General features: G+C 71.9%; 19 protein-coding genes and 1 pseudogene. 7 read left to right on the top strand and 13 right to left on the bottom strand.

Annotated features, from left to right (window positions below):
* The 5 genes from HMPREF3105_RS04765 to HMPREF3105_RS04745 form a co-directional block, all read right to left on the bottom strand.
* The coding region (locus tag HMPREF3105_RS04765) for an alpha/beta fold hydrolase (RefSeq protein WP_371441097.1) at positions 1-242 on the bottom strand (242 nt) is incomplete at its 3' end.
* A 26-nt stretch (positions 243-268) separates the two neighbouring features.
* The gene (locus tag HMPREF3105_RS04760; protein ID WP_070708876.1) at positions 269-1,279 is read right to left on the bottom strand and encodes an NADP-dependent oxidoreductase; all 1,011 of its coding nucleotides are present in this window, start codon (positions 1,277-1,279) and stop codon (positions 269-271) included.
* A 41-nt stretch (positions 1,280-1,320) separates the two neighbouring features.
* A complete protein-coding gene (locus HMPREF3105_RS04755; RefSeq protein ID WP_070708875.1) occupies positions 1,321-2,004 on the bottom strand; it encodes a type 1 glutamine amidotransferase domain-containing protein in 684 nt (227 codons plus the stop codon).
* 114 nt (positions 2,005-2,118) lie between these two features.
* On the bottom strand, positions 2,119-3,771 hold the full coding sequence (abc-f, locus tag HMPREF3105_RS04750; protein WP_070708874.1) for a ribosomal protection-like ABC-F family protein: 1,653 nt from the start codon (positions 3,769-3,771) through the stop codon (positions 2,119-2,121).
* 28 nt (positions 3,772-3,799) lie between these two features.
* Entirely contained in the window at positions 3,800-4,624 is an 825-nt protein-coding gene (locus HMPREF3105_RS04745; RefSeq protein ID WP_070708873.1) for a patatin-like phospholipase family protein, read from the bottom strand.
* 7 nt (positions 4,625-4,631) lie between these two features.
* Between HMPREF3105_RS04745 and HMPREF3105_RS04740 the strand changes: the two genes are divergently transcribed.
* Positions 4,632-5,432, top strand: a complete 801-nt coding sequence (locus HMPREF3105_RS04740) for a formate/nitrite transporter family protein (protein WP_083325298.1) — start codon at positions 4,632-4,634, stop codon at positions 5,430-5,432.
* 23 nt (positions 5,433-5,455) lie between these two features.
* Here HMPREF3105_RS04740 and aqpZ read toward each other — a convergent pair whose 3' ends face one another.
* The 5 genes and pseudogenes from aqpZ to HMPREF3105_RS13765 form a co-directional block, all read right to left on the bottom strand.
* Positions 5,456-6,058, bottom strand: a complete 603-nt coding sequence (aqpZ, locus tag HMPREF3105_RS04735) for an aquaporin Z (protein ID WP_308409835.1) — start codon at positions 6,056-6,058, stop codon at positions 5,456-5,458.
* Between the two features lie 11 nt (positions 6,059-6,069).
* A complete protein-coding gene (locus HMPREF3105_RS13770) occupies positions 6,070-6,216 on the bottom strand; it encodes a hypothetical protein (RefSeq protein WP_313955382.1) in 147 nt (48 codons plus the stop codon).
* 103 nt (positions 6,217-6,319) lie between these two features.
* Entirely contained in the window at positions 6,320-6,685 is a 366-nt protein-coding gene (locus HMPREF3105_RS04730; RefSeq protein WP_240739684.1) for an NUDIX hydrolase, read from the bottom strand.
* Between the two features lie 9 nt (positions 6,686-6,694).
* Positions 6,695-6,955, bottom strand: coding sequence for a hypothetical protein (locus HMPREF3105_RS04725; protein ID WP_070708871.1), 261 nt, complete (start codon positions 6,953-6,955; stop codon positions 6,695-6,697).
* 33 nt (positions 6,956-6,988) lie between these two features.
* Positions 6,989-7,090, bottom strand: a pseudogene (locus HMPREF3105_RS13765) (ABC transporter ATP-binding protein); the annotation flags it as partial.
* Positions 7,091-7,213: 123 nt separating this feature from the next.
* Here HMPREF3105_RS13765 and HMPREF3105_RS04715 point away from each other — a divergent pair.
* The 3 genes from HMPREF3105_RS04715 to HMPREF3105_RS04705 are packed head-to-tail and all read left to right on the top strand — an operon-like array spanning position 7,214 to position 9,260.
* Positions 7,214-7,939, top strand: coding sequence for a histidine phosphatase family protein (locus HMPREF3105_RS04715; RefSeq protein WP_186299915.1), 726 nt, complete (start codon positions 7,214-7,216; stop codon positions 7,937-7,939).
* Positions 7,936-8,478, top strand: a complete 543-nt coding sequence (locus tag HMPREF3105_RS04710; protein ID WP_063190266.1) for a DUF3090 domain-containing protein — start codon at positions 7,936-7,938, stop codon at positions 8,476-8,478. The genes HMPREF3105_RS04715 and HMPREF3105_RS04710 overlap by 4 nt, the downstream gene beginning before the upstream one ends.
* Positions 8,478-9,260 carry an SCO1664 family protein gene (locus HMPREF3105_RS04705; RefSeq protein WP_070708870.1) on the top strand — a complete coding sequence of 261 codons (783 nt, stop codon included), beginning with the start codon at positions 8,478-8,480 and terminating at the stop codon, positions 9,258-9,260. The genes HMPREF3105_RS04710 and HMPREF3105_RS04705 overlap by 1 nt, the downstream gene beginning before the upstream one ends.
* 43 nt (positions 9,261-9,303) lie before the next feature.
* On the opposite strand, the gene HMPREF3105_RS04700 is transcribed toward HMPREF3105_RS04705, so the two are convergent.
* From HMPREF3105_RS04700 to HMPREF3105_RS04690, 3 genes are read right to left on the bottom strand one after another with little or no spacing between them, the layout of a single operon-like run.
* A complete protein-coding gene (locus HMPREF3105_RS04700; protein WP_041103934.1) occupies positions 9,304-9,870 on the bottom strand; it encodes a mismatch-specific DNA-glycosylase in 567 nt (188 codons plus the stop codon).
* A gap of 1 nt (position 9,871) precedes the next feature.
* Entirely contained in the window at positions 9,872-10,126 is a 255-nt protein-coding gene (locus HMPREF3105_RS04695; RefSeq protein ID WP_041103932.1) for a Txe/YoeB family addiction module toxin, read from the bottom strand.
* A complete protein-coding gene (locus tag HMPREF3105_RS04690) occupies positions 10,127-10,387 on the bottom strand; it encodes a type II toxin-antitoxin system Phd/YefM family antitoxin (protein WP_036340860.1) in 261 nt (86 codons plus the stop codon).
* A 326-nt stretch (positions 10,388-10,713) separates the two neighbouring features.
* Between HMPREF3105_RS04690 and HMPREF3105_RS12645 the strand changes: the two genes are divergently transcribed.
* The 3 genes from HMPREF3105_RS12645 to HMPREF3105_RS04670 all read left to right on the top strand — a co-directional run.
* Positions 10,714-11,629, top strand: a protein-coding gene (locus HMPREF3105_RS12645) for an IS5 family transposase (RefSeq protein WP_201292392.1) whose coding sequence is annotated in 2 segments (ribosomal slippage) — positions 10,714-11,088 and positions 11,090-11,629 — 915 coding nt in all. Because the reading frame shifts where the segments join, the coding sequence is not laid out codon by codon here.
* A 135-nt stretch (positions 11,630-11,764) separates the two neighbouring features.
* Positions 11,765-12,175, top strand: a complete 411-nt coding sequence (locus tag HMPREF3105_RS04675) for an FAD-dependent oxidoreductase (RefSeq protein WP_070708869.1) — start codon at positions 11,765-11,767, stop codon at positions 12,173-12,175.
* A 185-nt stretch (positions 12,176-12,360) separates the two neighbouring features.
* A partial coding sequence (locus HMPREF3105_RS04670) for an L-dopachrome tautomerase-related protein (protein ID WP_246830331.1) occupies positions 12,361-12,805 on the top strand: 445 nt, incomplete at its 3' end.

Genomic DNA, 12,805 nt, shown 5'->3' with positions numbered 1-12,805 from the left:
ACGGCGTCCCCCACGAGCGCCGGGAGGCGGTAGGCCGCCGTCGCCCGCGGAGCGGCCTCCGGGGAGTAGCCGCGCTGATCCGGCGCGAGGGTGCGCAGCCCCGCGGCGTGCAGCAGCGGCTCGACGTGCCTCCAGGACGTGGCGTCCTGCGGGAAGCCGTGCAGCAACAGGACCGCCTCCCCCTCGGCCGGCCCGCCGTCGCGGACATCGAAGGTCAGGCCCTGATGCCGGAAGGTGGCCATGCCGCCCCCGAGTGCGCCGTCGCTCGTCACAGCCGGACGACCATCTTCCCCGTGTTGGCACCCTCGAGCAGGTCGATGAACGCCTGGGGCGCGTTCTCCAGACCCTCCCGGACGGTCTCGTCCCACTGGATCTTCCCGGCGGCGACCCATGGGCCCACGCGCTCGAGGAACTCGGGGCGGACCTGCGCCGCGTACTTCTGCAGGACGAAGCCGCGCAGGGTCAGGCACTTGCCGATCGCCAGGGCGAGGTTGCGCGGGGCGGCCGGCGGCTCCGTCGAGTTGTACTGAGCGATCGCGCCGCACATCGCCACGCGGCCGTCGACCCGCAGCGCGGCGATGGCGGCCTCGAGGTGGTCGCCGCCCACGTTGTCGAAGTAGACGTCGATGCCCTCCGGCGCCGCCTCGGCCAGCAGATCGGTGGGCGAGCCGTCGTGGTAGTCGAACGCGGCGTCGAAGCCCAGCTCCTTCACCCGCGCCACCTTCTCGGGCGTGCCCGCCGAGCCGACCACGCGCGAGGCGCCCAGCAGGCGGGCGATCTGGCCGGCGACCGAGCCGACGGCCCCCGCGGCGCCCGAGATGAAGACGGCGTCGCCCTCCTGCATCTCGGCCACGTGCACGAGGCCGGTGTAGGCGGTCAGACCCGTCATGCCCAGCACGCCCAGGTAGGTGCTGTCCGAGAACTGGGAGGTGTCCACGACCTGGACGGCGTCGCCGTCGAGGACGGCGTGCTCGCGCCAGCCGCGGCCGTGGAGCACGGACGTGCCCTCCGGCACGTCCGCGTGGCGCGAGGCGATCACGGTGCCCACCGCGCCGCCGTCGAGGGGGGCGTCGAGCTGGAACGGAGGCACGTAGGACTCGACGTCGTTCATGCGGCCGCGCATGTACGGGTCCACGGACATCACGGTGTTGCGCACGAGGACCTGGCCCTCGGCGAGCTCGGGGAGCTCGACCTCCGTGAGACGGAAGTTCTCCGGCGTCGGGGCGCCGTGGGGGCGGGAGGCGAGGTGGATCTCGCGCGTGCGGGTGGGGGTGCTCATGGTGGTCTCCTCGGGGTCGGGGCGGCGGGCTCGGTGGAGGGTCAGCGCGCGAGCAGGTCCAGGAGGCGGCGGGCGGCGTCGGCGGAGGAGGCCGGGTTCTGGCCGGTCACCAGGGTGCCGTCCGTGACCACGAAGCTCTCCCCGTCCGGGCCCTTGCGGTAGTCCGCGCCGGCGGCGATCAGCGCGTCCTCGACGAGGAACGGGACGACGTCCGTCAGCTGGGCGGCCTCCTCCTCGCCGTTGGTGAACCCAGTGACCTGACGGCCGCGCACGAACGGGGTGCCGTCGGCGGCGGTGATCGGGTGCAGGATCCCGGGCGCGTGGCAGACGAGGCCGAGCGGGCGCCCGGCCGCGTCGCTGTCGAGGATGATCCGCGTGGAGTCGGCGTCGGACACCAGGTCCCACAGCGGGCCGTGACCGCCCGGGTAGAAGACGGCGTCGAACCCGTCCACGTCCACCTGGGCCAGGGGCGTGGTGTGGGCCAGGGCGGCCTTGGCCTCCTCGTCCTGGTCGAACCGGCGGGTGGCGTCGGTCTGCATCTCCGGCTGCGAGCTCGTCGGGTCGATGGGCGGCTGGCCGCCGCGGGGCGAGGCCAGGGTGACCTCGTGGCCGGCGTCCGTGAAGACGTAGTAGGGCGAGGCGAACTCCTCGAGCCAGAACCCGGTCTTGCGGCCGGTGTCTCCCAGCTGGTCGTGCGAAGTGAGGATCATCAGGATGCGGGACATGTCTGGGGCCCTTTCGTCGGTGGGGACTGAACCCTCATGGTCGTACACAACCGAATCTCGGGCAAGGGTGACGGCGCCCACCAGCCTCACGCCGCGGCCGCCGTGCCCGGGACATCAGCGCTCCGTCACCCGCCCGTCCTGGACCTGCCAGCGGCGGTCGGTGCGGACGGTGTCCAGCATGCGGCGGTCGTGGGTGACGAGCAGCAGGGCGCCCTCATAGGTCTCCAAGGCCTGTTCGAGCTGCTCGATGGCCTCCAGGTCCAGGTGGTTGGTGGGCTCGTCGAGCACCAGGACGTTCACCCCGCGGGCCTGGAGCAGGGCCAGGGATGCCCGGGTGCGCTCGCCGGGAGAGAGCTCGTCCACGGGGCGGTTCACGTGGTCGGCCCTGAGGCCGAACTTGGCCAGCAGGGTGCGCACCTCCCCGGAGGCCATCTCGGGCACGAGCGCCTCGAAGGCCGCAGCGAGCGGGGCGGTCCCGGCCAGCAGTGAGCGCGCCTGGTCGATCTCCCCGATCTGCACGCTGGATCCCAGGGCGGCCGTGCCCTCGTCCGGGGCCTGGCGGCCCAGCAGCCCGCGCAGCAGGGTGGACTTGCCGGCCCCGTTGGGCCCGGTGATGCCGATCCGCTCTCCCGCGTTGACCTGGAGGGACACCGGGCCGAGCGTGAAGCCACCCAGCCGGAACACGGCATCGTTGAGGGTGGCGACCACGGAGCTGGAGCGCGGCTCCGCGCCGATGGTGAACTCCAGCCTCCACTCCTTGCGTGGCTCCTCCACCTCCTCCAGGCGCGCGATGCGGCTCTCCATCTGCCGGACCTTCTGGGCCTGCTTCTCGCTCGACTCACTGTTGGCCTTGCGGCGCAGCTTGTCGTTGTCCGGGGACTTCTTCATCGCGTTGCGCACGCCCTGGCTGGACCACTCCCGCTGGGTGCGGGCGCGGGAGACGAGGTCCTGCTTCTGCTCGGCGAACTCCTCGTACTTCTCCCGGGCCTGGCGGCGCAGGGTGGCCCGCTCCTCGAGGTAGGCCTCGTAGCCGCCGCCGTAGACGCGGTTGGTGCGCTGGGCGAGGTCGAGCTCCAGGACGCGGGTGACGCAGCGGGCCAGGAACTCGCGGTCGTGGCTCACCAGCACGACGCCGCCGCGCAGCTCCTGCACGAAGGCCTCCAGGCGGGTCAGACCGTCGAGGTCCAGGTCGTTGGTGGGCTCGTCCAGGAGCACGACGTCGAAGCGGGAGAGCAACAGCGCGGCGAGGCCGACGCGGGCGGCCTGCCCACCGGAGAGGGAGGTCATGAGGACCTGTTCCGGGGAGGCGGAGAGGTCGAGGCCGAGGTCGGCCAGGACGGCGGGGATGCGCTCCTCCAGGTCCGCGGCGCCGGAGGCCAGCCAGCGGGTGAGGGCGGTGTTGTAGCGGTCTGCGGCGGCGTCCGTGACGTCCGGGTCCGCCAGGCCCGAAGCGGAGGCGTCCATCTCTCGAGTGGCCTCGGCGCAGCCGGTGCGGCGGGCGATGTACCCGGCGACCGTCTCCCCCGGCACCCGCTCGTGCTCCTGCGGCAGCCAGCCCACGAACGCGTCGGCCGGGGCCAGGCTGACCGTGCCGGCCTGCGGCGCGAGGTCCCCGCCGAGAATGCGCAGCAGGGTGGACTTGCCCGCGCCGTTGGCCCCCACGACGCCGACGACGTCCCCGGGCGCGACCGTGAGGTCCAGATCCTCGAAGAGCGTGCGGTGGCCGTGGCCGCCGGCGAGGCCGGAGGCGACAAGGGTGGCGGTCATGGTGCTCCTGACGGAAGTGCGGCGGGCGTCAGGCCATTCTGCCGCGACTGAGCTCCACGAGCTTCTCGGCCCGGGCGCGCGTCGCCTCCTCTCCCGCCGCGATGGCGACGCCGGAGCTGCGGAAGTCCGCGACCGTCATCCCCTCGATCGGCGGGCTGATGAGCACGTCCGGCCGGTAGAGCGAGAGCCGGACGGTGGTGAGCTGGGCCTGCATGACGTCGATCGCCCGCATGGCCTGGCGCAGCGACGTGGCGGGCGAACGGCGGGTGCGCGCCCCGGGCTCCGGCCGCTCCAGGGGCTCGAGCGTGGTGGCATCGACGGCGATCACCCGCTGCGCGCCCAGAAAGCGCACCCCGTCCACCGGGATCTGGTTGAGGATGCCGCCGTCCACCAGCACGGAGTCCCCCACGGTCACCGGCTCCAGCGCGCCGGGGTAGGCGGTGGTCGCCTGGATCGCGGTGATGAGGTCCCCGGTGTTCAGGTAGCGGGTCTGGCCCTCGACGACGTCGGCCGCGGTGAGCACCAGGGGAATCTGCAGCTCCTCGAAGGTGTCCGGGAGCAGCTCGCGGAGCCAGGCCCGCAGCCTCTCGCTGGAGAGGATGCCGCCGGTCAGGCCCCAGTTGATGAGCCGCGGCCAGTCCACGCTCCGCTCGATCTTCTCGAGCGAGGCGGCGTCATGACCGGCGGCTATGAGCGCGCCGAGGAGGCCGCCCATGCTCGTTCCCGCGAGCACGTCCGGGCGGATGTCGAGCTCCTCGAGCACCCGCCAGACCCCGATGTGGCACAGCCCGCGCGCTCCTCCGCCGCCCAGGGCGAGGCCCAGCCGACCCGTGGGCCGTTCGTCATGCATCATGGGCCCAGTGTGCCACGGACATGACCGTGAAGGGAGCGATGCCGGTCAGTCCGTCTCCGGCAGGCCGGCGGCCCACAGGGAGGCGGCAGACGAGGGCGCGGAACGCCTGCATCGGTCCCTCACCGCCCTGACGACCACCGGGTTCCTGGGCGGCGTCGAGATCACGATCGGCCTGCTCGCGTACCTGCTCACGCTCCACGAGACGGGCAGCCACCTGCTGGCCGGACTCGCGTTCTCCATCGGCCTGGTCAGCCTGTTCCTCGCCCACTCCGAGCTCTTCACGGAGGGGTTCTACTACCCGATCACCGCGATCGCCGCCGGCCGGGGCACGTGGATGGAGCTGCTGCGTCTGTGGGCGGTGACCCTCGTGATGAACCTCCTCGGCGGCACCGTGATGATCGCCCTCGTGGTGGCGGGGTTCCCCGACCTGCACGGCACCCTGGCCGAGAGCGCCCACCACTTCCTGGACATCGGCTTCAGCTGGCAGGGCGCCGCCCTGGCGGTCCTGGCCGGGGTGGCGATCACCCTCGTGACGCGGATGCAGGCCGGGACGGACAGCCCGACGGCGATGATCGTCGCGTCCGTCGCCGGAGCCGTCGTCCTCGCCGGCGGTTCGCTCTTCCATTCGGTGATGGACTCGATCCTCATCATCGGAGCCATCCCGTCCGGAGCGCACGGCGTGGGCTGGCTCGAGTGGCTCAGCTGGGTGTGGTGGGTGATCCCCCTGAACATCCTCGGCGGGTTGGCGCTGACGACGGCGCCGCGCCTGCTGCGTTCCAAGGAGGTGCGGGAAGAGAAGGGGCGGTGAGGGCAAGGTCCGAATGGCAGGGGTCAGACGGCGTCACGCGTCCCGTCGGCGGCGGGCTCGGGCAGCTCCTCGGTCATCCGGGAGGAGTTGGGGAAGACGAAGCGGTAGCTGAGACCGGCGACCGCGGCGCCCAACAACGGGGCCACGAAGAACAGCCAGACCTGGCCGAGGGCGTCCCCGCCTGCGAACAGGGCCACGCCGAAGGAGCGAGCGGGGTTCACGGAGGTGTTCGACACGGGGATGGAGATCAGGTGGATCAGCGTGAGGGTCAGGCCGATGGCCAGCGGCGCGAAGCCGGACGGAGCACGGCGGTCCGTGGCGCCGAGGATGATGTAGAGGAACACGGCGGTCAGCAGCGCCTCTGTCAGGAACACCGCGCCCATCGAGTAGCCGGCGGGCGAGAGTTCGCCGTAGCCGTTGGTGGCCAGGCCGTTCTCCGCAAGCGAGTAGCCCGGACGACCGGAGGCGATCGCCAGCAGCACGCCGCCGGCCGCCACGCCGCCCACGAGCTGGGCGATCCAGTACGGCACAGTGAGCTTCCACGGCAGACGACCCGCGAGCGCCGCACCCAGGGTGACTGCCGGGTTGAAGTGACCGCCGGAGACGTGACCCACGGCGTAGGCCATGGCCACCACGGTCAGGCGAAGCCGAGGGCGACGCCGAGGAAGCCGATGCCCATGTTGACGCCTGTGGCGTCGTCGATCACGGATGCGGAGAACACGGCAGCGGCGTCCGTGGGACCGTCCCGCCGTTGCCTGGGCGCACCGTCTCGTCCCGCGTCCACCCTCCTGACCGCGCCGCCACGATCACGCCCGCAGATCAGGCAGCGGCCCTCATCCGGGACGGGGACGCCGCCGGGCACCGCTCGTCCGGCCGGAGGACGGGCCTCAGCCCGCCGGCTGATCCACCCCCGCGGCGGGACGCCCGTCCTCCAGGTAGACGCAGTGCGCGGCGTCCCAGGCGGCGTCGACGCGGCGGGCGATCGCCGGGCGCAGGAGCTTCCGGGCCTCCTGGCACGTCACGAAGCTATGCTCGGAGGCCTCGTCCTCCTGCAGGCGGATGGCGGCGACGTCCGCAGCAGTGAGCGGGTGGACGGCGCGGAAGAGGAAGCGCAGGCCGATCCGGCCGTCGGCCTTGCTGGGCCGCGTGTCGACGGCGACGAGCCGCCCGGCGGTCACCTCCAGCCCCGTCTCCTCCCGGACCTCGCGGCGGCAGCCGCAGGAGACGGGGACGGAAGGGATCAGGAAGGACATGGCGCCAGCCTAGAGGCCGGCGCCGGCGGGGCGCTGGCCGGCAGACTTATGTCCCGCGCGGCGGGCGCGCACCGTGCGGACGGCCAGGATCAGCCAGGCGAGCACGGCCAGCGCGGCGAACACCGCGGGCAGCACGTGCCCCAGGAGCACGGAGGAGGCGACGGCGGCGAGGAACGCGGCCAGGTTGAGGACGACGTCGTACATCGGCGTGATGAACCGCCGGTTCACCACGTGGAGCCCGGCGATCGCCACGCCGCACGCGAACGTCACCGAGAGCAGGAGGTTGACTACCGGGGGAGGGTATCAGCGGCGGTCGAGTCGGACGGCCTCGAGCATGCGGCGGTCGTGGGTGACCAGCAGCAGGGCGCCGTCCTAGGCCTCGAGGGCCTGCTCCGGGCGTTCGAGGCCTGCAGACGGGCGTCAGCCTTGCCGGGCATAGGCGTGCTCGCGTTGCGTCACTGACCCTTTGCGTCATGGCCGCGAGGCTTTGTCCGCGAGAGGCGGGCATCCCCTCGCTACGCTGAGGCCATGGCGACGGTTCTCCTCGTGCGGCACGGCCGCACCACGGCCAACGCGACCGGACTGCTGGCGGGCCGCACCCCCGGGGTCAGCCTGGACGATCACGGACGGGAGCAGGCGGCACGCACCGGGGGCCGGATCGCGGCCGTGCCCGTGGCCGCGGTGGTGGCCAGTCCCCTGGAGCGGTGCGCGCAGACGGCCCGCGCCCTCCTCGATCGCCAGCCGGGGACGGTGCCCTCGCTGGTCGACGACGACCTCACCGAGTGCGACTACGGCCAGTGGCAGGGACGCGCGCTCAGCGACCTGGCCACCGAGCCCCTGTGGGCGACGGTGCAGACCCAGCCGTCCGCCGTCGTCTTCCCCGGTGGGGAGTCCATGGCGGGCATGCAGGCCCGCGCGGTGGCGGCGATCCGCCGGCACGACGCCGCGGTCGAGGCCGAGCACGGGCCCGGGGCGGTGTGGGTGGCGGTGAGCCACGGGGACGTCATCAAGTCGATCCTGGCCGACGCGCTCGGCACGCACCTGGATCTGTTCCAGCGGATCGAGGTGGGGCCCGCCTCCGTGTCCATCGTGAGCTACGGTCCGGCCCGCCCGCGGGTCTGGGCGATGAACACCGACGCCGGGGACCTGTCCTGGCTGGCGACCCTCGGCCCGTCCGACGACGCCCCGGTGGGCGGCGGCGCAGGCACGGGCGCCGGTGCGGTGGACGAGCGGACGCCTAGGATCGTGGCATGACTGATGCACCTGCCCCCGCCCATGAGTTCGACTGGCCGGATCGCGTCGTGATCGGGACGCTCGGGCGTCCCGGCGCCCGCACGTTCTACCTGCAGGTGCGCACCGGGCCCCGGCTGGTGAGCCTGGCGCTGGAGAAGCAGCAGTCGGCCCTGATGGCGGAGATGATCGACGAGATCCTCGACGATCTCATGGCGCTGGAGGGCAACCCGCACAGCGTCCCGGCCAGCACGCCCGTGGAACTCGTGGACAACGATCCGCTGGACCCGGTGCAGGAGTGGTTCCGGGTGGGGGCTATCGGCCTGGGCTGGGACCCCACCACCGCGCAGGTGCTCGTCGACGCGCACCCCCTGACCGACGACGACGCCGACCCGGCGCTCGAGGCGGACGCCGAGGCCGTGCGCGTGCGGATGCCCGTCGGCGCCGCCCGGGCGTTCGCTCGGCGCACCCGGGAGGTCGTGGACGCCGGGCGTCCGGTCTGCTCGGACTGCGGCCAGCCCATCGACCCCGACGGCCACGACTGCACTTTCCCCGACTCCTGATGAGCGCCGCGGACGTGCCCGCCGGCGAGCTGGTGTCCGGGGAGCTGATGCTCACCGGCCGCATCACGACGGCCTCCAACGCCACCTTCCTGGGCAGCATCGGGGACACCTCGGTGGTCTACAAGCCGGTGGCCGGTGAGGCCCCGCTGTGGGACTTCCCCGCCGGGACCCTGGCCCGCCGCGAGGTGGCCGCGCACCTGGTGTCCGAGGCGCTGGGGTGGGAGATCGTGCCGCGCACCTGGCTGCACGAGGGCCCGTTCGGCGAGGGGATGGTGCAGCTCTGGCAGGAGCAGGATCCTGAGCAGGACGCCGTGGACCTGTTCCCGGCGGACCAGGTGCCGGCCTCGGGGTGGCTCACGATCCTGGAGGGTGAGGACGAGGACGGGAATCGGCTGGTCCTGGCCCACGAGGACACGGCGGCGCTGCGCCGCATGACGGTGTTCGACGTGATCGTGAACAACGCCGACCGCAAGGGCGCCCACATTCTCGCCATGCCCGGCGGGCACCGGTACGGGGTGGACCACGGGCTCACGTTCCATGTGGAAGACAAGCTGCGCACCGTGCTGTGGGGGTGGCTGGGCGAGGCGCTGAGCGAGGAGGAGCGCGACGGCGTCGCCCGGGTTCTCCACGGGCTCGACGGTGAGCTGGGGTGGGGGCTGGCGGAGCTGCTGGGTGCCGAGGAAGTCGACGCCCTTGCCGAACGCTGTGCCCGGTTGCTCGACGGCGGGATCTTCCCGGCCCCGAGCGGGCTGACGCCGGCCGTGCCCTGGCCGCTCTTCTGACGGGCCTGAGGCGTCAGCGCGGCCGCAGGGACAGCGGGCGCACTCAGTCCACGAGCCCCGCCGCGGCACCGGCCGCACGGTAGTCCGCGGCGAGCGAGTCCAGGGTGGCGTGAGCGTTGAGCCCGCTGGGGTTCGGCGCCACGAACAGCCGCGTGCCCGGCCACGGCGTCTGCTGCTCCCCCAGCACCGCCTTCGGGCGTCCGAACGCCTGCCGGTAGGCCGTCACCCCCAACACAGCGACGACGGCCGGCGCATGCGCTGCCACGAGCGCGTCCAGGCGGGCGGGGGCGGCGGCGAGCTCCTCCGCGGTGAGCTCGTCGGCGCGGGCGGAGGCCCGCGGGACGAGGTTGGAGATCCCGATGCCGCGGGCGTGCAGCTCGGCGAGGTCCTCGGCCTTGTAGCCGTCGGAGGCGTCGATCAGGTGTCGGGTGAGCCCGGCGCGGTGCAGGGCCGGGTAGAAGCGGTTGCCGCGGCGGGCGAAGTGCGCACCGGTGGCGGCGCTCCACAGGCCGGGGTTGATGCCGATGAACAGCAGCCGCAGCGGGTCCGGCAACAGGTCGGGGACGGTGCGGTCGCGGAACTGCTGGAGCTCGGCCTGGGTGAAGCGCATGTCAGTAGTGATACCTCGCCTGGAGGATGATCAGGTCCTCGCCGTCGACGAGGTAGACGAGCCTGTGCTCCTCCGTGATGCGTCGGGACCATGCCCCGGGCGCGCCGTACTTCAGCTGCTCGGGCTTGCCGATCCCGTCGAAGGGATCACGCAGGGCGGCGTCGATGAGGGTGTTGATCCGCTTGAGGACCTTGCGGTCCGTGGTCTGCCAGTGCGTGTAGTCCTCCCAGGCCGAGCGGTCCCACACGAGGCGCACTCAGGCGTCCCCGTCCATGCGGTCCAGAGCGTGCTCCTCGACGCTCCCTGCGCGGGCGCGCTCGTAGGCGTCCAGCAGCCGGCGGGCGTTGGCCGGGGAGCGGAACAGGTAGGCGGTCTCCTGCCAGGCGGCGTACTCGTCCGCGGGCATGAGGACGGCATTCCCCTTGCGGGAGACGATCTCTACGGCGTCGCGGTCCGCATTCACTCGCTCGATGAGCGGGAACAGGGTCTTGCGGGCTTCACTGGCGCTGATGGACATGCTGGCCTCCTCGGGTGCGATGTGGTACTTGCTTATGGTACCAGTTGGGGCTGTCGAACTCGGGGGGTGCCGTGCGGGATGCAGATCTCCTTGCCCTCGTGGTCCGTGGGCGCGGCGACGGCGTCCCCTGCTCTCCCAGGAGCGCCTTGGGCTTCCCGAAGATGTCCACACCCGCTCTCCTGACGCAGGCCCCCGCGGGCCGTTCTATTGTCCTGAGGACCATCGAGACGGCCGAACCCTGTTCGCCACAACATCGCCGTTGAAGTCCCATCTGCCCTAGGGCGTGTCTCCCTTATCGGTGGTGAGGCTCGCGGCAGGCTGGTCGGGTGAGGTCGACAGGGTCGCGGTATCAGGTGTTCACGGACGAGCAGTGGGAGCGGATCGAGCCGTTGCTGCCCTCGAATCAGGGCCGGCGTGGGCATCCCTTCGGGGAGCACCGCAGGGTGGTGGAGGGCATCGCCTACCGGTATCGGACCGGGGTCCCGTGGCGGGATCTGCCCCGGGAGCAGTTCGGGCCCTGGCAGACGGTGTGGAAGCGCCACCGCCGCTACGCCGCGGATGGGACCTGGGATCGGGTGCTGACCCACGTGCTGGCCGAGGCCGATGCGGCCGGGATGATTGACTGGGCCGTCTCGGTCGATGCGACCATCGCCCGGGCCCATCAGCACGCCACGAACACCACTCGTCCGGACCAGGACACAGGGGGCCGGGGCGAATCACAAGAAACTGCCGCTGGATGAGGTTGAGCCGCCCGGGCACGGCATCGGGCGTTCCCGCGGCGGGCTGACGACCAAGATTCACCACGCCGTCGATGGCCGCGGCCGGCCGCTGGCCGCGATCGTCACCGGCGGGCAGCGCAACGACGAGGCCGTGCTGGCGCAGGTGCTGGCCGAAATCCAGATTCCCCGACTCGGCGCCGGCGCCGCCCGAGCCCGCCCGGAGGCGGTGATCGCCGACCGGGCCTATGCCACCGGAGTGATTCGCAACGAGCTGCGCCGCCGCCGAATCACCGCGGTAATTCCGGAGAAACGGGACCAGATCGCGGCCCGAGCCCGTCGCGGCAGCCGCGGCGGGCGGCCGCCGGCCTTCGACGCCCAGGCCTACCGCGGGCGCAACGTCGTGGAACGCCACTTCGCCCTAGCCAAGCAATGGCGCGGCTTGGCCACTCGTTACGACAAGCTAGCGATCACCTACCGCGCCGCCGTCACCCTCTGCGCCATCTTCACCTGGCTACGCGCATAAGGGAGACACGCCCTAGCCCAGAGAGGAAGGGGTCGCTGTGCGCGGTGACTGCGGGCTTACACAGCCCGCTGACGTCGTGGCAGCGGCCCTTCTCCTGCGGCGTATCGCTCATCACCAACAGATCGAGGAACCGCGATGACAGGAACTGACGACGGCGTTGCCACGACGCGTTCACCCGAGGTAGCAGCGATCGGGGGTGGGATCGTTGGTCTGTCGACGGCGTACGCGCTGCGGGAGCAGGGCGTGCCGGTGCGTTTGTACGAGGCTGGTCTGCCCGGGACGGGTCAGTCCGGAGGCGAGTCGCGGATCTTCCGACATGCCCACGACGACCCGCGACTCGTTGCTTTCGCGTGCGAAAGCCGCGGCGTCTGGGATGAGTGGGCCGAACACTTCAACGTCGGGCTGGTCTCATCAGACGGTGTCCTGGCGATCGGAGACAGCGCCCTGGCGCGGCTGCGGGTGCTCAACCAGGTCGGCGGCGTGGAAGCGCACGAGATCGACGCGGTCGCGGTCACCCTGCTCAGCGCCGTGGCCCGGACCAGCTGACCGGCGCACCACTCCCCTTACGTGACTTGGACGGGGGCTCTCCATGCACCGGGGTCCTGGGCACCGCACACCGCAACCCACTGGGACTGCCGGGCAGAACTGGTCCTGCCCGAAGGCTCCCGCCCCGGCGGCCGAGAACCCGGTGTACCGTTCCGAGCACGAGCCCGACTGACAGGAGCGATGTGATGGAGAATCGATCGGAAGGCCTGCCCGCGGAGCAGCCGGTGGGCGAGCTGGAGGAAGTGGCCCATTTCCACGGCGCCATGCTCACCGGCGTCACGGTCTCGCACCGGGGGCGGATCTTCGTCAATTACCCGAAGTGGGGCGATGACGTCGCCTTCACGGTGGCCGAAATTCGCGACGGCGAGGCGGTGGCCTACCCGAACGAGGCCATCAATCGCACCGATTCCGACGACCTGGCGAACACCCTGGTCTCGGTGCAGAGCGTGGTGGTGGACCCTGCCGATCGGCTGTGGATCCTGGACACCGGAAGCCCGCTATTCAAGCCCACGACCTACGGCGGGCCCAAGCTCGTCTGCGTCGACCTGACCAGCGACACAGTGGTCAAGACCATCCTGTTCCCCCAGGATGTCGCGTTGCCCACCAGCTACCTCAACGACGTGCGCTTCG

The organism is Micrococcus sp. HMSC31B01 (genome assembly GCF_001816085.1).
GTDB classification, from domain to species: domain Bacteria; phylum Actinomycetota; class Actinomycetes; order Actinomycetales; family Micrococcaceae; genus Micrococcus; species Micrococcus luteus.
Note: the sequence above shows the minus strand (reverse complement) of the source record. Positions and strands in the feature narration are given on the sequence as shown.